Origin of the sequence: Geodermatophilus sp. TF02-6 (assembly GCF_003319115.1) — a bacterium.
Classification (GTDB): Bacteria; Actinomycetota; Actinomycetes; order Mycobacteriales; family Geodermatophilaceae; genus Geodermatophilus.
Map to the genome: position 1 here is coordinate 63,982 of NZ_QOHF01000004.1, position 18,278 is coordinate 82,259.

An 18,278-nucleotide genomic window follows, 5' to 3' on the forward strand; every position below is an offset into this window, starting at 1 on the left:
GTGGCCGGCAACCTGCGCGCGCTGCGGCGCCGCATCCGCTCCACCCAGTCGACGAAGAAGATCTTCTCGGCGCAGGAGCTGATCGCCGGCGCCCGCATCGTGCGCGCCCAGGCCCGGGTGGAGGCGTCCAAGCCCTACGCCCGGGAGATCACCCGGGTGCTGTCGGCCCTGGCCGGCTCGGCGTCGCTGGACCACCCGCTGCTCACCGAGCGGCAGGACCCGCGCCGGGCGGCGGTCCTCGTGATCACCTCCGACCGCGGGTTCGCCGGCTCGTACAACGTCAACGTGCTGCGCCGCACCGAGGAGCTGCTCTCCCTGCTGCGCCAGGAGGGCAAGGAGCCGCTGCTGTACGTGGTGGGCCGCAAGGGGGAGACCTACTACTCCTTCCGCCACCGCACGATGGCCGACACCTTCACCGGCTTCTCCGAGCAGCCGAACTACGTCGACGCCCAGCGCGTCGGTGAGGTGCTCATCGGCGCCTTCACCGACGGTGAGGACGACGACGGGGACGGCCCCGGCGCCGACGGCGTCCTCGGGGTGGACGAGCTGCACATCGTCTACACCGAGTTCCGCTCGCTGCTCTCCCAGGTCCCGGTCGCCAAGCGGATGGCTCCGCTGGAGGTCGAGGAGGTCGAGGAGTTCGAGCACGAGCAGGAGGACCGGGAGAGGGGCGTGGCGCGCGGCTCCGGCGCGTCCGAGGTACCGACCTCCTACGAGTTCGAGCCCTCGGCCGACGTCCTGCTCGACGCGCTGCTGCCCAAGTACGTCACCAGCCGCATCTACGCGGCGATGCTGGAGGCGGCAGCCTCGGAGTCGGCGTCCCGCCGGCGGGCGATGAAGTCGGCGTCGGACAACGCCGAGGAGCTGGCCAAGAACCTCTCCCGGCTGGCCAACCAGGCCCGCCAGGCCGAGATCACCCAGGAGATCAGCGAGATCGTCGGTGGCGCCGACGCGCTCGTCGCGGCCAACACCGACGACTGACCCACCACCGCGAAGCGGTGCGGCACCCACGACGCGGAACCCACCGAGCCCCAGGGCAGGAGAGCAGTACAGATGGCAGTACAGATGACCGTCACCGAGGACCGTCCGACCACCCTGACGACCGGCCGGGTCGTCCGGGTCACCGGGCCGGTCGTCGACGTCGAGTTCCCGCGCGACGCGATCCCCGACCTGTTCAACGCCCTGCACGTCGACGTCGACCTCGCCGACCTGTCCAAGACGCTGACCCTCGAGGTGGCCCAGCACCTGGGCGACAACGTGGTCCGCACCATCTCCATGCAGCCCACCGACGGGCTGATCCGCGGTGCCGAGGTGACCGACACCGGCCGGGCGATCTCGGTCCCGGTCGGTGACGCCACCTTGGGCCACGTGTGGAACGCGCTCGGCCAGTGCCTCGACACCCCCGGCTGGGGCGACGACGCGCCGCGCTGGGAGATCCACCGCCACCCGCCGCGGTTCGACCAGCTCGAGGGCCGCACGGAGATGCTCGAGACCGGCATCAAGGTCCTCGACCTGCTCACCCCCTACGTGGCCGGCGGGAAGATCGGCCTGTTCGGCGGCGCCGGCGTGGGCAAGACCGTGCTCATCCAGGAGATGATCCGCCGCGTCGCCCAGGAGTTCGGCGGTGTGTCGGTGTTCGCCGGCGTCGGTGAGCGCACCCGCGAGGGCAATGACCTGATCACGGAGATGACCGAGTCCGGCGTCATCGAGTCCACCGCGCTGGTCTTCGGTCAGATGGACGAGCCGCCGGGCACCCGGCTGCGGGTGGCGCTGTCGGCGCTGACGATGGCGGAGTACTTCCGCGACGAGCAGAACCAGGACGTGCTGCTCTTCATCGACAACATCTTCCGGTTCACCCAGGCCGGCTCGGAGGTCTCCACCCTGCTGGGCCGCATGCCCTCCGCGGTGGGCTACCAACCGACCCTGGCCGACGAGATGGGCGAGCTGCAGGAGCGGATCACCTCGACCCGCGGCCACTCGATCACCTCGATGCAGGCCATCTACGTGCCCGCCGACGACATCACCGACCCGGCGCCGCACACCACCTTCGCCCACCTCGACGCCACCACGGTGCTCTCCCGGCCGATCTCGGAGAAGGGCATCTACCCGGCCGTGGACCCGCTGGACTCCACCAGCCGGATCCTCGACCCGCAGTACATCGGGCAGGACCACTACGCGATCGCCCAGCGGGTCAAGCAGATCCTGCAGCGCTACCAGGAGCTGCAGGACATCATCGCCATCCTCGGCATCGACGAGCTCTCCGAGGAGGACAAGGTCACGGTCAACCGGGCCCGCCGCGTCGAGCGGTTCCTGTCGCAGAACATGTTCGTGGCCGAGGCGTTCACCGGGCAGCCGGGCTCCTTCGTGCCGCTGGCGGAGACGCTGCAGGCGTTCAAGGCCATCACCGACGGCGAGTACGACAACGTGCCCGAGCAGGCGTTCTTCATGTGCGGTGGTCTCGAGGACCTCGAGCGCAACGCTGACCGGCTCAAGCGGGGCTGAGGAAGGACCCCGCTGCCCCCGGCCCCCCTGCAGGGTCCCGCCGCGAGTAGAAGGACCCGCTCCTCCCCGACCCTCGCACGCTCGGGCCGGGCCCCGGGAGCGGGCCAGGGGGGCAGGGGGGTCCTTTGACTGGAGCGGGGCCGATCCAGCACTCTGACGGCCGGGCCCCCGCACGGGGCCCGGCCGTTCCGCGTCGTGGACCGGATCCGGGCCGGCCCGGTCGCCCGCGGACGGCCCGCCAGGACGCCCGAGCGCGGCCGATAGAGTGTGCGCGACCCGTCGTCGTGTCCGCTGGGCGCGGCGTCTCCGCACCGCCCATCGGTGGACCCCGAGGAGTGTCGTGGCGACCCTGCAGGTCGAGTTGGTGGCCGTCGAGCGGCTGATCTGGTCCGGCGAGGCCTCCATGGTCATCGCCCGCACGACCGAGGGCGAGCTCGGCGTCCTGCCCGGTCACGCACCGCTGCTGGGGCAGCTGGCCGAGGGCGGCGTCGTGACCGTGCGCACCACCGAGGGCGAGGACATGGTCGTCGCCGCACACGGTGGCTTCCTGTCGGTCAGCGACCGGGGTGTGTCGATCCTCGCCGAGACCGCCGAGATCTCCTCCGAGATCGACGTCGAGCGGGCCCGCGAGGCGCTGCGCCGTGCCGAGGAACGCAGCGACGATCCCGAGGCCCTGGCCGCCGCCCGCCGGGCCCAGTCCCGGCTGCGGGCCGCGGGACAGGACGTCTGAGCCCGAGCCGCTCCTCGTCCGCCGGCGTCGCGAGTGACCACCGCCCTGCTGGTCCTGGCCGGCGTCCTGCTCGTCGGGCTGGTGGTCGCCTTCCTGCTGCGCCGCCGCTTCCTGCTCTCCGGGGTCGGTGCGGTTCCCATGTGGCTGCGCCCGGCCGGCTCGTCCCGGTGGTCGGTCGGGGTGGCCTGGTACGGCGACGACGCGCTGCTGTGGTACCGGGCGCTGTCGCTGTCGCTGCGTCCCCACCAGCGGCTGTGCCGGGCGGAGGTCCAGGTGCGGGGGCGACGCCGGGCCGGCCCGACCGACGTCGCGCTGCCCGAGGACGTCGTCGTCCTCTCCTGCGCCACCGCCGCCGGGCCCCGCGAGCTGGCCATGGACCCCTCGACGGTGACGGGCTTCCTCTCCTGGGTGGAGTCCGCCCCACCGGTGCGCTGAAGGACCCCCCTGCCCCCGTTCGGCCCCGTCCCGAGGCTCCGGCCCCCTCCCGGGTACCACCCCGAGCCTGCGAGGAGTGGGGAGGAGGGGGCCTTCTTCAGTCGCCGGTCGGCTGTCCGGACCGCGCGGCCCGCTGGGTGTGCGCCCCGCTGTGCGCGCCCGGCTCCCACAGCACGTCCCCGCGGGGGTTGGCGACCCGGGCGAGGATGAACAGCAGGTCCGACAGCCGGTTCAGGTAGCGGGCGGTCTCCGGGTTGGTGCGCTCGTCGTCGGCGGCGAGCAGCGCCCAGACGCTGCGCTCGGCGCGGCGGGTCACCACGCGCGCCTGGTGCAGCAGCGCGGCCAGCGGGGTGCCGCCGGGCAGGATGAAGCTGTCCAGCTTCGGCAGCGTCGCGTTGTGGGCGTCGCAGGCGGCCTCGAGCCGCTCGGTGTAGGCCGCGGTGACCCGCAGCGGGGGGTACTGCGGATCCGGGGTGACCGGGGTGGACAGGTCGGCGCCGACGTCGAACAGGTCGTTCTGCACGCTGCGCAGCAGGTCGGCGAGCTCGGCCGGCGGCGAGCCGAGGGCGAGGGCCACCCCGAGCACGCTGTTGGCCTCGTCCACGTCGGCGTAGGCCACCAGGCGCGGGTCGGTCTTGGCCACCCGGCTCATGTCCCCGAGGTGGGTCTGGCCGGCGTCACCGGTCTTCGTGTAGATGCGGGTCAGCCGGACGGTCATGCCCGCGAGCCTAGAAGAAGGACCCCCTGCCCGTGGCCCCGTCCCGAGGCTCGCGGCGGGGCCCTGCAGCGGGGCCGCCGTAGGGTGAGCCGGTGGAGTGCTTCGAGGTCACCGGCGGCACGGCCCTGACCGGGCGGGTGCGGGTCACCGGCGCCAAGAACAGCGCCCTCAAGCTCATGGCGGCCGCGCTGCTGGCCGCCGGGCGCACCACCATCGACGAGGTCCCCGACATCCTCGACGTCGCGCTCATGAGCGAGGTGCTGCGCCGGCTCGGCTGCGACGTCACGTACGAGCGCCTGCCCGACAGCGGCGGCGGTGGTCGGGTGGTCGTCGACGTGCCGGAGGAACCCTCCGCCGAGACCGACTACGACCTGGTGCGCCGGATGCGGGCCTCGATCAGCGTCCTGGGCCCGCTGGTCGCCCGGTGCGGGTCGGCCCGGGTCGCGCTCCCCGGCGGGGACGCCATCGGCTCCCGCGGCCTGGACATGCACATCTCCGGCCTCGAACGGCTGGGCGCCACGATCGAGAGCGAGCACGGCTTCCTCGTGGCCACCGCGCCGCGGCTGACCGGCACCTCGATCTGGCTGGACTTCCCGTCGGTCGGCGCCACCGAGAACCTGGTGATGGCCGCCGTCCTGGCCGACGGCGTGACCGTCGTCGACAACGCCGCCCGCGAGCCGGAGATCGTCGACCTGTGCGCGATGCTCAGCGCGATGGGCGCGCAGATCGAGGGCGCCGGCACCTCGACGATCGTCGTGGAGGGGGTCCCGACGCTCAAGCCGGTCACCTGCACGACCGTGCCCGACCGCATCGTCGCCGGCACCTGGGCGATCGGAGCGGTGATGACCCGGGGGGACGTCGTCATCGAGCGGGCCGTCGCCGACCACCTCACCGTCGCGCTGGCCAAGCTGGCCGACGCCGGCGCGCACGTCGAGCCGCTGCCCGAGGGCCTGCGGGTGGCGATGGACGGGCGGCCGCGGTGCGTGGACGTCGTCACGCTGCCCTACCCGGGGTTCCCGACCGACCTGCAGCCGATGGCGGTGGCGCTGGCCGCCGTCTCCACCGGCACCGCGCTGATCACCGAGAACGTGTTCGAGGGCCGGTTCATGTTCGCCAACGAGCTGGTCCGGCTGGGCGCGTCGGTGCGCATCGACGGGCACCACGCCGTCGTCCGGGGCCGGGAGCGGCTCTCCAGCGCGCCGGTGGTGGCCACCGACATCCGCGCCGGGGCCGGGCTGGTGCTGGCCGGGCTGGTGTCCGACGGCGTGACCGAGGTGCAGGACGTGCACCACGTCGACCGCGGCTACCCCGACTTCGTCGAGCAGCTGCGCGGCCTGGGCGCGCACGTCGAGCGGGTGCGGCGGTCGGACTAGGGGGCGGGGAAGGAGGCGGCCAGCTCGCGGGCCCGGGCGGCGTCCTCGGGGAAGACGAGCACCTGCGCCCGGTGCGGGCCGGGGAAGCGGACCGTGGAGCGGATCCCGGCGTCGGAGAGCACCGCGCGCAGCGCCAACGCCGTCTCCCGCCGCGACACCGTGGCCACCGGGGTCAGCAGGCCGTCGTCGGTGGGCCGGCGCCCGCGCCGGCGGTCGTCGGAGCCGAACGCCCAGCGGAGCACGAGCACGAGCCCGAGCAGGACGAGGACGATCACTGCCTGCATGAGCAGCGTGTCCGCCTGGCTCCCGACGGCGAGCGGCATGGCGTCCTCCTCCCGTGTCCCTGGCAGTCTGCCACCAGGAAGCACCCGAGGCGCCTGGTCTACTGGCCGGTAACACACCTCTACACTCCGGCGGCATGCCGTTCCCCTCGTCGCCGGAGCGCGACCGTCCCTGGGTCATGCGCACCTACGCCGGTCACTCCTCGCCGGCCGAGTCCAACGCGCTGTACCGGCGCAACCTGGCCAAGGGGCAGACCGGCCTGTCGGTCGCCTTCGACCTGCCCACCCAGACCGGCTACGACCCCGACGACGCGCTGGCGGCCGGCGAGGTGGGCAAGGTCGGCGTGCCGGTCGCCCACCTCGGCGACGTGCGGGCGCTGTTCGACGGCATCCCGCTCGACGAGATGAACACGTCGATGACGATCAACGCCACGGCGATGTGGCTGCTGGCGCTCTACCAGACCGTCGCGGAGGAGCACGGGCACGACGTCGCGCAGCTCACCGGGACGACGCAGAACGACATCATCAAGGAATACCTGTCCCGCGGGACGTACGCCTTCCCGCCCGGGCCGTCCATGCGGCTGATCACCGACGTGGTCGCCTACACGGTCACGGCTCTGCCGAGGTGGAACCCGATCAACATCTGCAGCTACCACCTGCAGGAGGCCGGGGCGACGCCGGTGCAGGAGATCGCCTACGCGCTCTCGACCGCGACCGCCGTCCTGGACTCGGTGCGCGACTGCGGCCAGATGCCCGCCGAGCGCTTCGGCGAGGTCGTCGCCCGCATCTCCTTCTTCGTCAACGCCGGCGTCCGCTTCGTCGAGGAGATGTGCAAGATGCGGGCGTTCACCCGGCTCTGGGACGAGCTGACCCGCGAGCGCTACGGCGTCGAGGACCCCAGGCACCGCCGCTTCCGCTACGGCGTGCAGGTCAACTCGCTCGGGCTGACCGAGGCGCAGCCGGAGAACAACGTCCAACGGATCGTGCTGGAGATGCTCGCGGTCACCCTCTCCCGCGACGCCCGCGCCCGCGCCGTCCAGCTGCCGGCCTGGAACGAGGCGCTCGGCCTGCCCCGCCCGTGGGACCAGCAGTGGTCGCTGCGGTACCAGCAGGTGTTGGCCCACGAGACCGACCTGCTGGAGTACGAGGACCTGTTCACCGGCTCGGTCGTCGTCGAGCAGAAGGTGGCAGCGCTGGTCGAGGGCGCCCGCGCGGAGATCGCCCGGGTGCAGGAGATGGGTGGGGCGGTGGCCGCCGTCGAGTCCGGCTACATGAAGAGCCGGCTGGTCGCGTCGCTGGCCGAGCGGCGCCGGCGCGTGGAGAGCGGGGAGGACGTCGTCGTCGGCGTCAACCGGTTCCAGACCACCGAGCCCAACCCGCTGCTGGCCGATCTCGACGCCGCCGTCGAGGTGGTCGACCCGGCGGTGGAGGCCGCGGCCTGCGAGTCGGTGCGGACGTGGCGCGCCGAGCGCGACCCCGAGCCGGTGCGGCGGGCTCTGGAGCGGCTGCGGACGGCGGCCGGCACCGACGAGAACCTCATGGCGGCGACCCTCGCGTGCGCCCGCGCCGGCGTGACCACGGGGGAGTGGGCCGGCGTGCTGCGCGAGGTGTTCGGCGAGTACCGGGCGCCCACCGGCGTCGCCGGGGCCATCGGCGGCGGGCAGGCCGACGAGGCGCTGGCCGACGTCCGTGCGCGGGTGCGGGCGACGGGGGAGGAGCTGGGCGGGCGACTGCGGTTCCTGGTCGGCAAGCCGGGCCTGGACGGGCACTCCAACGGGGCCGAGCAGATCGCCGTCCGCGCCCGGGACGCCGGGTTCGAGGTGGTCTACCAGGGCATCCGGCTCACCCCGGCGCAGATCGTGGCGGCTGCGGTCGAGGAGGACGTGCAGGTCGTCGGCCTGTCGGTGCTCTCCGGCTCGCACCTGCAGGTCGTGCCGGCGGTGCTGCGCGGGCTGCGCGAGGCCGGCCTGGACGACGTCCCGGTGGTGGTCGGCGGGATCGTGCCGGAGAGCGACGCGCGCCGGCTGCGCGAGCAGGGGGTCGCCCGCGTCTTCACGCCGAAGGACTTCGGCCTGACCGACATCGTGGGCCAGATCGTTGACGTGATCCGCGAGGCCCACGGCCTCGACGAACCGGTCCCGGCCTGACCGGAGCGTGGGGGCGCAGTCCTCCGCTCCCACGCTCCACTACAGCGCGACGACCTCGCCGGTCGTCGCGCTGCGGCGGGCGGCGTCCAGCACGGTCGCGGTGGCGACGGCGTCCCGCGGGTCGACCGGCACCGGGCCCTCCCCGCGCACCGCGGAGGCGAAGGCCGGGTAGAAGGTGTCCCAGCGGCCGCGCTCGGTCGGCACCGGCTCGCCGTCGTCCCCGCGGCACAGGCGCCCCCACCGCTCCGGCGGCTCGACGCCCCAGCGGTCGCCGAGGGTGGCCGGGCTCTGCCCGGCGACGAGCGCGGCCTCCTGCCCGTCCATCGGCCCGTCGACGACGTAGCTGCCCTCGGTCCCGGTCACCCGGAAACGCAGCCCGGGGGCGCCCTCGCTCCAGCTGCCGGCCAGGTGGGAGCGGACGCCGTCCGCGTGGGTCAGGGCCACGAAGACGTCGTCGTCCAGGCCGGACTCGCGCAGCCGCCACTCGGCGTAGACGCTCGTCGCCGGACCGAGCAGCACCAGCGCCTGGTCGACCAGGTGGCTGCCGAAGTCCAGCAGCGTGCCGCCGCCCGCGGCCGGCGGGCCGGGCTCGGGGGCGAACCGCTCGAACCGGGACTCGAACCGGGTGACGGTGCCCAGCCGCCCGTCGGCGACCAGGGCGCGGACGGTGCGGAAGTCCGAGTCCCAGCGCCGGTTCTGGTAGGGCGCCAGCGGCAGCCGCCGAGCCGCGGCCAGCTGCACCGTCTCGTACGCGGCCGCGGCGTCCAGCGCGAACGGCTTGTCGCAGACGACCGCCAGACCCAGGGACAGCGACCGCTCGGTGAGCGGGGTGTGCGTGTCGACCGGGGTGGAGATGGCCACCGCCTCCGCTCCGGCGTCGGCCAGCTCCTCCAGGGAGCCGAACGTCGCGCGGCCCGGGGAGTCGGCGGCGACCTGCGCGCGCCGCTGGTCCGACGTCGTCACCACGCCGAGCAGGTCGACCTCGGGCGCGGCGGCCAGCAGCGGCGCGTGGAAGTACCGGCCGCCGAAGCCGTACCCCACCAGGCCGAAACGCACGGGCTCCATGCGGGGATCGTGCACCGGAGGGTGAGCGGCGCACTCCGTTGCCCCCGCCGGCCGGCCGTGGTGAGGTCGACCCATGACTGCTGAGGGCGCGCCACGGGTCGAGCGGGACGGCGACGTCGTCACCATCACGATGTGCCGACCGGCGAGGCGCAACGCCCTCTCCCGCGAGCACCTCGGCCAGCTGCTGGCCGCGGTCACCGAGGCGGGGGGGAGCGACGCGGCCGGCATCGTGCTCGCCGCGGAGGGCCCGGTGTTCAGCGCCGGCCACGACTTCGCCGACGTCGCCGGCCGCCCGGTGACCGAGGTGCGCAGCCTGCTGCAGCTGTGCACCGAGCTCATGCAGACCGTCCAGGACGTCCCGCAGGTCGTCCTCGCCCGCGTGCACGCCCTGGCCACCGCGGCCGGCTGCCAGCTGGTCGCCTCCTGCGACCTGGCCGTCGCCGCGGAGTCGGCCGGCTTCGCCGCTCCCGGCGGCAAGGGCGGCTGGTTCTGCCACACGCCGATGGTCGCGATCGCCCGGAACGTGGGCCGCAAACGGGCGATGGAGCTGGCGCTGACCGGTGACGTCATCGACGCGGCCACCGCGCTGAACTGGGGCCTGGTCAACCGGGTGGTGCCCGACGCGGAGCTCGACGCCGCCGTCGCCGACCTCATGGCCCGGGCCACCCGCGGCTCGCGGGCCAGCAAGGCCTGGGGCAAGCAGACGATGTACGCCCAGCTCGACCGCCCGGAGCAGGACGCCTACACGACCGCCGTCGAGGTCATGGCCGCCGCCAGCCAGCTCCCCGGCGCGGTCGAGGGCATGACCGCCTTCCTGCAGAAGCGCCCGCCGGTCTGGCCGGACTAGCCGTGACCGCCGGGGTGGATGGGGAGCCGCACGGCATGCCGGTGTGGGGTCTGACTGCTGCCGACTTCGCCGGCAGCCCGACCCGCTGGACGTTCCTCCGGACGTGAGTCCCCGCACACCGGGGATGCCGACGGCGGCGCGGTGCATTGACCTCTGCGTGGAAAACGTGTGGAGCCTGACCCGGCGCCTGGTCGTCGACCTCGGGCACGCGACCGCCGGGCGCTGAGCGCGCGGCGCCCCGTCGTCACCCACCGAACCACCTCCGGAAGGCACCCTTCTCGTGCTCGCTCGTCTCCGCCGCGTCCCGTTCGCGGCGCAGGTCCTCCTCGCCCTGGTGCTGGGCGTCGCCCTCGGGCTGGTCGCCCGCGACATGGGCCCCGTCGCCGACGGCTCGCCCAACTGGCTGACCAGCACCCTGCAGACCGTCGGCAGCACCTTCGTCACGCTGCTGAAGGTCCTCGTCCCCCCGCTGATCGTCACCGCGGTGATCGTCAGCATCGCCAACCTCCGGCAGGTGTCCAACGCCGCCCGGCTGGCCGGGCAGACCCTGCTGTGGTTCGCGGTCACCGCGCTGGTCGCCGTGACCATCGGCATCGGCCTGGGTCTGCTCACCCAGCCCGGGCGCAACAGCTCCGTCGACGCCGCCGCCCAGGCCGCGCCCGCGACCACCGGATCCTGGTGGGACTTCCTCACCGGTCTGGTCCCGGCCAACGTCCTCGGCCTGCAGACCTCCGCCGACGGCGGGCTGTCGTTCAACGTCCTGCAGCTGATCGTGCTGTCGGTCGCGATCGGCGTCGCCGTGCTCAAGGTGGGGCAGCCGGCCGAGCCGTTCCTCGCCGTCGTCCGCGCGGGCCTGGCGGTCGTGCAGAAGCTGCTGTGGTGGGTGATCCTGCTGGCCCCGATCGGCACGGTCGGCCTGATCGGCAACGCCGTGGCCAGCTACGGCTGGGGCTCCCTCGGCTCGCTCGGCGTCTTCGCCGGCGCCGTCTACGCGGGCCTGGCACTCGTGCTCTTCGTCGTCTACCCGGTGCTGCTGCGCCTGCACGGCCTCTCGCCGCTGCGCTTCTTCGCCGGGGCCTGGCCGGCGATCCAGCTGGCCTTCGTGTCGCGCTCCTCGATCGGCACCCTGCCGGTGACCGAGCGGGTGACCGAGCAGAACCTCGGCGTGCCGCGGTCCTACGCCTCCTTCGCCGTGCCGCTCGGTGCCACGACCAAGATGGACGGCTGCGCGGCGATCTACCCGGCGCTGGCGGCGATCTTCGTGGCCCAGTTCTTCGGCGTGGACCTCTCGGTCACCGACTACCTGCTCATCGCGCTGGTCTCGGTCATCGGCTCGGCGGCCACCGCCGGCGTCACCGGCGCGGTCGTGATGCTCACGCTGACGCTGTCCACGCTGGGCCTGCCGCTGGCCGGCGTCGGTCTGCTCCTGGCGATCGACCCGATCCTGGACATGGGCCGCACCGCGGTGAACGTCGCCGGTCAGGCGCTGGTCCCGACCGTCGTGGCCAAGCGCGAGGGCATCCTCGACGTCGAGCGCTACCGGTCGACCTCCACCGTCGACCCGCTGGCCCGGGTCGACGAGCGCGCCGGGGTGGACGCCGACCTGCGGCAGCCCGCGGCCGCCTGACGGCCTCGCTCCGACGGGCCCGGCCCTGCACCCGCAGGGCCCGGGCCCGTCGTTGTTCAGTCGGCCTCGAAGCCGGACTGCTCGAGCCGCAGCGTCGTCGCGTTCTCGCTGACGGTCCGGACGACGTCCTCGCCGAACCTGCCCGGCTTCTCGCCGAGACCTCCAGCCGCACCTCCAGGTCGGCACCGTTCACGGCGAGGCGCTGCAGCACCTCGTCGACGACCGCGGCGAGGTCCGCGCCGTACGGGTGGCGGTCGAGGGTGCGTATGCAGCCCGGCGATGCTGACGTGCCCGTCCGTCCACCCAACACGAGGAATCGGACGAGTACAGGTAGGTAGCAGCGTCGAGCAATTGGCAGCGTCGAGCAGTTGGTCGAGGGCGAAGCGGAAGTCGTCCGGCACGTCGCCGGCACCGCCGTACCGAGGAAGACCCGCTGACGGTCGACGTCGTTGTCGGCGGTGTCAGGAACTGCCAGCGGCGCACGTCCACTGTCACTGGTCGGACGTCGGAAGCCGGCGGTCGACAGCCCTCACCGAGCGGGTCACTGCCGCCGGTGGGGACGGGGTGGTCGGATCTCGGTGCCGTCGGGGCGGTAGGTGTGCCAGGTGCTGGTGCCGGGATCGCGGCTGACGGCGAAGCCGCCCTCGTGGCAGGCGGTGTGGTGACGTTCGCACAGCAGTGCGCCGTTGTCGCAGGACGTCGGCCCGCCGTGCGCCCAGTGGATGACGTGGTGGACGTCGCACCACTCCGGCGGAGCATCGCAGCCGGCGAACACGCAGTGCCCGTCGCGGAGCTCCACGGCCCGGCGGATCGCCGCGGTGGCGGTGCGGATGGCGCGGCTCACGTCCAGCGGCAACCCGTCGGGGCCGACGAGCAACCGCACGACACCGGCATCACAGGCCAGGCGCCGCGCCGTCTCCGGGCAGATCGGACCGGCCCACCCCAGCGAACCGCCGGAGACGCCGGCAGCGCCACGCTCGGCGCACAAGGCCTGCCAGTCGATGCTGACCCGCACGTGCGGCCGTTCCCCGCGCACGTCGGGCAGCGCACCGCCGTCCAGCGCTCGGCGGGCGAGGGCGACCAGGGCGTCGGCTTGGCGCTCGGCGTGGCCGCGGGGATCACCCGCCGGGCGGTCGCCGTTCATCAGCGCAGCCAGCGCGGTGTGCAGGTACTCCCCGCCGACAGGGTCGAGCTCCCCGCGCAGGTGCACCCGGCCGTCGAGCCCACTGGCCATGGCGAACCGGCGGCGGACGTCGGCCGCGTCGTCCAGCGCGCCGTCGGGGTCGATGCCGGCCACCCAGCGGGCCACCCCGCGCGCCGTCTCCGTTGGAGCGGTCTGCCGGGCCAGGTCGGCCAGGATGCGGTCGGTCTCCTCCAACTCGATGCCGGCCTGCGCGGCCTGGGCGACCCGGGCCGGGGTCATGGCCTTGGTGATGACCCGCGCGTGGGTCGCGGTGATGTCCCCGGCGGCGAACGCGGCCGCGGTGGCGGGCAGCTGCTGCAGCCGGCGCCCGGTCGAGACGATCGCCGTGGCCTCGGCCGGGGCCAGCCGGCAGCCGCCGCGCAGCCAGCTCTTCATCGACACCGCGCCGTCGCGGCGGTAGGCCTCCCGGCGGTCGACGGTCCGCACCGCCGAGGTCAGCGCGGCGGCCACCCGGTTGGCGGCGGTGGACAGCTCGGCCACCAGGTCGAGCAGCGCGTCCCCGGACAGCTCGTCGAGGTCGATCCCGGCGAGGTCGTCGAGGGCAGAACGCAGCTCCGACACCGCCGACCACCTCCTCCCGCCGTCCCAACACTCCGCACGCTAGACCTCGGGTACGACAAAACCGCAGCTCAGAACGAGAGTTCGGTCGACATGATCAGCGGTCCGACCGACCGTGGCGACGGGCCGGTTGACGATCAGTGGCTCCAGGGCACGCTGTGCGTTGCCAGGGGGACCCCACCCGCCGGGCGATGGTGGCTGCACTCACTGCCGGACTCTCTGCCGACTACGGAGGAGGAGATCGCGATTCCCTCGCACGGCTGCGTCCCGGCGGGCTCGACCACTTCAGCCCCGCGCGATCGGATCTGGTGCAGGTCGATGACCGACAGCCGGGCGTTGATGTAGCCGTCGAGCGATCCGCAGCAACGTCAGAACGCGGACAGCCGGAGATCACCCGCTGTGCCGGGACGCAGGGGTGTCTCGGTCCTGCCGGTAGCGTCGCACCCGTGCGCCTGGTCATCGCCCGCTGCTCGGTCGACTACATCGGGCGGCTGACCGCCCACCTGCCCATGGCGCCCCGCCTGCTGCTGGTCAAGGCCGACGGCTCGGTGTCGGTGCACGCCGACGACCGCGCCTACAAGCCGCTGAACTGGATGACGCCGCCGTGCTCGCTCAAGGAGGAGCTGGTCGACGGCGCGGGCACCTGGACGGTCACCAACAGGGTCGGCGAGCAGCTGGTCATCACCATCGAGTCGGTGGAGCACGACTCCTCGCACGAGCTCGGCGTCGACCCGGGGCTGCAGAAGGACGGCGTCGAGGCCGAGCTGCAGCGGCTGCTGGCCCTGCACGTGGAGACCTTCGGGCCGGGCTGGTCGCTGGTCCGCCGCGAGTACCCGACCGCGATCGGGCCGGTCGACCTGCTCTGCCGCGACGCCGACGGCACCACGGTCGCGGTCGAGGTCAAGCGCCGCGGGGAGATCGACGGCGTCGAGCAGCTGACCCGCTACCTGGAACTGCTCAACCGCGACCCGCTGCTCGCGCCGGTGAAGGGCGTGTTCGCCGCGCAGGAGATCAGGCCGCAGGCGCGGGTCCTCGCCGGTGACCGCGGCATCGACTGCTTCACCGTCGACTACGCCGTCCTCAAGGGCACCGACGACCCCACCCAGCGGCTGTTCTGACCCGCTGCGGTCACGGCGCCGTCGACCAGCGCGCCTCGAGCCGGTCGGGGGTCAGCTGCACGACCTCGAGTACCCGCTCCTCCCCGCGCCCGGTGCTCACCTGCAGCCGCTGGGCGTTGACGCGGCGCCACCGCCCGGGCAGCGGCTGCGGTGCGTCCCCCCGGCCGACGGCCCACTCGGTGAAGGAGCCGTTCTGGGTGAACTCGATGCCGCGCCGTCCCCGGGCGCGAGGGAGGTCGGCGCCGGCGGGCCGGTAGACGGTGACGTCCCCGTGGTCCTCCTCGAACGCGTGCAGCCACCGTCCGGTCACCCCGGCGGCGGTGTCGCTCCCCGTCCCGGGGCCCGGGGACGGCGCCGCGGGGACCTCGGGCTCGCGCTGCACCGGCACGGGAGCGGTCGGGCGCGGGGTGGCCGCCGGAGCCGGCTGCATCAGCGAGGACCGGACGTCGGCCAGGCAGGCCTGCACCCGCGCCGCCTGGCCGTGGGTGAACAGGACCAGGACCTGGTCGTCGCTGTAGTCCATGTAGTCGTAGAAGAGGTCTCCGTCGGGCCCGTTGTCGCAGGTGACGTGCGGGAACCTGGGGACGCCGGTGTTCTCGCCGGCCTGGTCGGGGGTGTCGTCGACCTCGTCCGTGCCGTCGCAGCCGGTGCCGTCGTCGCCCCAGATGTGGAACAGGTTGAGGAAGTGGCCGACCTCGTGGGTCGCCGTCCGGCCGAGGTGGAACGGCGGGGTCGCCGTCCCCGTGGTGCCGAAGGCGGTGTGCGTGACGACGACGCCGTCGGTGTCGGCCGGTCCGCCGGGGAACTGCGCGTAGCCCAGCAGCCCACCGGCGAGCTGGCACACCCAGATGTTGAGGTAGCGGTCGGCCGGCCAGGCGTCGACGCCTCCGGTCGACGCCCGCTTGACGGCGTCGTCGACGGTGAACGAGGCGACCGTCGTCCGCGTGCGGGTGATGCCCGTCGTCGAGGCGCCGGCCGGGTCGGTGGGAGCGAGGGAGAACTCGACCCGGCTGTCAGCGACCAGCGGCGCGAACGCCGGCGGGAGGATCGACACGTCGGGGTTGGCGCCCCGGAAGTCCCGGTCGAGCACCTCGATCTGGCTGGTGACCTGCTCGTCGGAGACGTCCTGCTCATCGGCGGCGGAGACGACGTGCACCACGACCGGGACGTGCGCCACGTCGGGGAGCTGCTGGGCGTCCCTGCCGGCCAGGTAGCCCCTCGTGCGCTCCTCGATCTGCGCCCGGGTCGCGCGGTAGGCCGCCGACTCCGCCATCAGCCGCCGGTGGACGGCCATCGTGCCGCAGCGGCGGACGGGGGCCCCGCCTCCCGCTCCCCGCCCCGAGCTGTCGCTGCCGGTCGTCCGCATCGCCGTCCCCTCCGCTCACCTCGGGCTCGGGTGAGCACCGCGCACCAGCGTGGACCGCGTCCGGGCGGACGGCATCGGGAGGCCGGCGGGTGTTACCAGCTGGTAGGCCGCGTGCGCTCCGGGGCCCGGTGGGTGCGAGACTCCGGGGGATCGCGGACGACAGTGCCCGGTGACGGGCATCGGCTCAGAGGGGACGGCAGCGTGGCCAGAGAACTGACCGAGGTCGGCGTCGTGGGCCTGGGCACCATGGGCGCCGGCATCACCGAGGTGCTCGCCCGGGCGGGCCTGTCGGTGACCGCCGTGGAGGTCGACGACGCGGCGGTGGCCCGCGGCCGCGGGCACGTCGAGCAGTCCACCGGGCGGGCGGTCAGCCGCGGCAAGCTCGACGCCGCCGAGCGCGACGCCATCCTCGGCCGGATCCGGTTCAGCACCTCGCTGGAGGACCTCGCGCAGGCCGAGCTGGTCGTCGAGGCCGTGCCCGAGCGCATGGAGCTCAAGCGGGAGATCTTCACCGCGCTGGACAAGATCTGCCCGCCGGACACCATCCTGGCCACGAACACCTCGAGCCTGTCGGTCACCGAGATCTCCGTGGCGACCGGGCGGCCGAGCAAGGTCGTCGGGATGCACTTCTTCAACCCCGCGCCGGTCATGAAGCTGGTCGAGGTGGTGCGCACCGTCGTCACCGAGCCGTCGGTGATCGAAGACGTCGAGGCGCTGGCCGCCCGCCTGGGCAAGGTCGACGTCACCATCGGCGACAAGGCCGGGTTCATCGCCAACGCGCTGCTGTTCGGCTACCTCAACCACGCGGTCGCCATGTACGAGAACCGCTACGCCAGCCGCGAGGACATCGACGCGGCCATGCGGCTGGGCTGCGGGCTGCCGATGGGCCCGCTGGCGCTCATGGACCTCATCGGCATCGACACCGCCTACGAGATCCTGGACACGATGTACCGGCAGTCGCGCGACCGGCTGCACGCACCCAGCCCGGTGATCAAGCAGATGGTGACTGCGGGCCTGCTGGGCCGCAAGTCCGGCCGCGGCTTCTACACCTACGCCGGTCGCGACTCCGCCGAGGTCGTGCCCGACGCGCAGACGCCGGCCGAGGAGGGCGCCATCGAGGGAGCCCGCGACGTCCGCACGGTCGGCGTCGTCGGCTCGGGGACCATGGCCACCGGCATCGTCGAGGTCTTCGCCACGAGCGGGTACGACGTCACCGTCGTCGCCCGGACCATCGACAAGGTCGAGGCCGTGCAGGGCGCCCTCACCCGGTCGCTGGACAAGCAGGTGGCCCGCGGCCGGCTGACCGAGGCCGCCCGAGACGAGGCGCTCGGGCGGGTGACCGGCACCACCGCCCTGGACGACCTCGCCGATGTCGACCTCGTGGTCGAGGCGGTGGTCGAGCACCTGGGCGTCAAGCAGGCTCTCTTCGGCGCCCTCGGGGAGATCGTCAGGCCCGGCGCCGTGCTGGCCACCACGACCTCCAGCCTGCCGGTCATCGAGTGCGCCCGGGCCAGCGGTCGGCCGGCGGACGTCGTCGGCCTGCACTTCTTCAACCCCGCGCAGGTGATGAAGCTGGTGGAGGTCGTCTCCACCATCGCCACCGCGTCCGACGTCGCCGCCACCGGGCACACGGTCGCCCTGCGGCTGGGCAAGCACCCGGTCTCGTGCAGCGACCGCGCCGGGTTCATCGTCAACGCGCTGCTGTTCCCGTACCTCAACGACGCGGTCAGGATGCTCGAGGCGCACTACGCCACCGCCGACGACATCGACGCGGCGATGGAGGTCGGCTGCGGCTACCCGATGGGCCCGTTCAGGCTGCTCGACGTGGTCGGCCTCGACGTCGCGCTGGCCATCGAGCGGGAGCTGTACACCGAGTTCCGCGAGCCCGGCTTCGCCCCGGCGCCGCTGCTGGAGCACCTGGTCACCGCCGGCTACCTCGGGCGCAAGACCGGCCGCGGGTTCCGGGACCACGCGCAGCGCTGACCCGGGCGTGGGACGGCGCGGCAGGCGTTCCGGCGGACGGCCGACGGGGCCGCTGCCTCCTCGACCCGACCCGGTCGAGGAGGCCGCGGACGGCGACTGGGTGGTGCGCCCGCTCCCCGGGTCGGCGACCGGCAAGACCTACCGGTGCCCGGGCTGCGACCACGAGATCCGCCCGGGGACGCCGCACCTGGTGACCTGGCCGGCCTACACCCGGGCCTCCGACCTCGAGCCGTGGGACACCGGCTCGGCCGCCGACCTGCGCCGGCACTGGCACACCGCCTGCTGGCGGGCCCGCGGCCGGCGGCGCTGAGGGAGGCCGGGACG

General features: G+C 73.6%; 16 protein-coding genes. 11 read left to right on the top strand and 5 right to left on the bottom strand.

Features of this window, described 5'->3' with window-relative positions; translation table 11 throughout:
* The 4 genes from DQ238_RS05065 to DQ238_RS05080 all read left to right on the top strand — a co-directional run bounded on the left by DQ238_RS05065 (position 1) and on the right by DQ238_RS05080 (position 3,667).
* Positions 1-981, top strand: a complete 981-nt coding sequence (locus DQ238_RS05065; RefSeq protein WP_113780215.1) for a F0F1 ATP synthase subunit gamma — start codon at positions 1-3, stop codon at positions 979-981.
* Between the two features lie 84 nt (positions 982-1,065).
* Positions 1,066-2,502, top strand: a complete 1,437-nt coding sequence (gene atpD / locus DQ238_RS05070) for a F0F1 ATP synthase subunit beta (RefSeq protein WP_113780216.1) — start codon at positions 1,066-1,068, stop codon at positions 2,500-2,502.
* Positions 2,503-2,842: 340 nt separating this feature from the next.
* On the top strand, positions 2,843-3,232 hold the full coding sequence (locus DQ238_RS05075; protein WP_113780217.1) for a F0F1 ATP synthase subunit epsilon: 390 nt from the start codon (positions 2,843-2,845) through the stop codon (positions 3,230-3,232).
* A gap of 33 nt (positions 3,233-3,265) precedes the next feature.
* Positions 3,266-3,667, top strand: coding sequence for a DUF2550 domain-containing protein (locus DQ238_RS05080; RefSeq protein WP_113780218.1), 402 nt, complete (start codon positions 3,266-3,268; stop codon positions 3,665-3,667).
* Positions 3,668-3,764: 97 nt separating this feature from the next.
* On the opposite strand, the gene DQ238_RS05085 is transcribed toward DQ238_RS05080, so the two are convergent.
* Positions 3,765-4,385: a cob(I)yrinic acid a,c-diamide adenosyltransferase gene (locus DQ238_RS05085; protein WP_113780219.1), complete on the bottom strand. Its 621-nt coding sequence runs from the start codon at positions 4,383-4,385 to the stop codon at positions 3,765-3,767.
* A 92-nt stretch (positions 4,386-4,477) separates the two neighbouring features.
* Between DQ238_RS05085 and murA the strand changes: the two genes are divergently transcribed.
* Positions 4,478-5,758 (top strand): UDP-N-acetylglucosamine 1-carboxyvinyltransferase, encoded by a 1,281-nt coding sequence (gene murA / locus DQ238_RS05090; RefSeq protein ID WP_113780220.1) that lies wholly within the window; start codon positions 4,478-4,480, stop codon positions 5,756-5,758.
* Here murA and DQ238_RS05095 read toward each other — a convergent pair.
* Positions 5,755-6,081, bottom strand: a complete 327-nt coding sequence (locus DQ238_RS05095; protein ID WP_113780221.1) for a hypothetical protein — start codon at positions 6,079-6,081, stop codon at positions 5,755-5,757. The genes murA and DQ238_RS05095 overlap by 4 nt on opposite strands.
* A gap of 14 nt (positions 6,082-6,095) precedes the next feature.
* Here DQ238_RS05095 and DQ238_RS05100 point away from each other — a divergent pair, with 14 nt between their 5' ends.
* Entirely contained in the window at positions 6,096-8,186 is a 2,091-nt protein-coding gene (locus tag DQ238_RS05100) for a protein meaA (RefSeq protein WP_255418017.1), read from the top strand.
* A 39-nt stretch (positions 8,187-8,225) separates the two neighbouring features.
* Here the strand turns inward: DQ238_RS05100 and DQ238_RS05105 are convergent, their stop codons facing one another.
* On the bottom strand, positions 8,226-9,251 hold the full coding sequence (locus tag DQ238_RS05105) for a Gfo/Idh/MocA family oxidoreductase (protein WP_113780223.1): 1,026 nt from the start codon (positions 9,249-9,251) through the stop codon (positions 8,226-8,228).
* Between the two features lie 73 nt (positions 9,252-9,324).
* On the opposite strand from DQ238_RS05105, the gene DQ238_RS05110 reads away from it, so the two are divergent.
* Both DQ238_RS05110 and DQ238_RS05115 read left to right on the top strand, forming a co-directional pair.
* Entirely contained in the window at positions 9,325-10,098 is a 774-nt protein-coding gene (locus DQ238_RS05110; protein ID WP_113780224.1) for an enoyl-CoA hydratase-related protein, read from the top strand.
* Positions 10,099-10,378: 280 nt separating this feature from the next.
* Positions 10,379-11,725: a dicarboxylate/amino acid:cation symporter gene (locus tag DQ238_RS05115; RefSeq protein ID WP_113780225.1), complete on the top strand. Its 1,347-nt coding sequence runs from the start codon at positions 10,379-10,381 to the stop codon at positions 11,723-11,725.
* A gap of 541 nt (positions 11,726-12,266) precedes the next feature.
* Here DQ238_RS05115 and DQ238_RS05120 read toward each other — a convergent pair.
* Positions 12,267-13,490: an HNH endonuclease signature motif containing protein gene (locus DQ238_RS05120; RefSeq protein WP_113780226.1), complete on the bottom strand. Its 1,224-nt coding sequence runs from the start codon at positions 13,488-13,490 to the stop codon at positions 12,267-12,269.
* Between the two features lie 443 nt (positions 13,491-13,933).
* Between DQ238_RS05120 and nucS the strand changes: the two genes are divergently transcribed.
* A complete protein-coding gene (nucS, locus tag DQ238_RS05130; protein ID WP_113780228.1) occupies positions 13,934-14,605 on the top strand; it encodes an endonuclease NucS in 672 nt (223 codons plus the stop codon).
* 10 nt (positions 14,606-14,615) lie between these two features.
* Here nucS and DQ238_RS05135 read toward each other — a convergent pair whose 3' ends face one another.
* Entirely contained in the window at positions 14,616-15,971 is a 1,356-nt protein-coding gene (locus DQ238_RS05135) for a M43 family zinc metalloprotease (RefSeq protein ID WP_199506147.1), read from the bottom strand.
* 201 nt (positions 15,972-16,172) lie between these two features.
* Here DQ238_RS05135 and DQ238_RS05140 point away from each other — a divergent pair, with 201 nt between their 5' ends.
* On the top strand, positions 16,173-17,954 hold the full coding sequence (locus tag DQ238_RS05140; protein ID WP_113780229.1) for a 3-hydroxyacyl-CoA dehydrogenase family protein: 1,782 nt from the start codon (positions 16,173-16,175) through the stop codon (positions 17,952-17,954).
* Between the two features lie 100 nt (positions 17,955-18,054).
* Entirely contained in the window at positions 18,055-18,264 is a 210-nt protein-coding gene (locus DQ238_RS05145) for a hypothetical protein (protein WP_233495723.1), read from the top strand.
* The last annotated feature ends 14 nt before the right edge of the window (positions 18,265-18,278 follow it).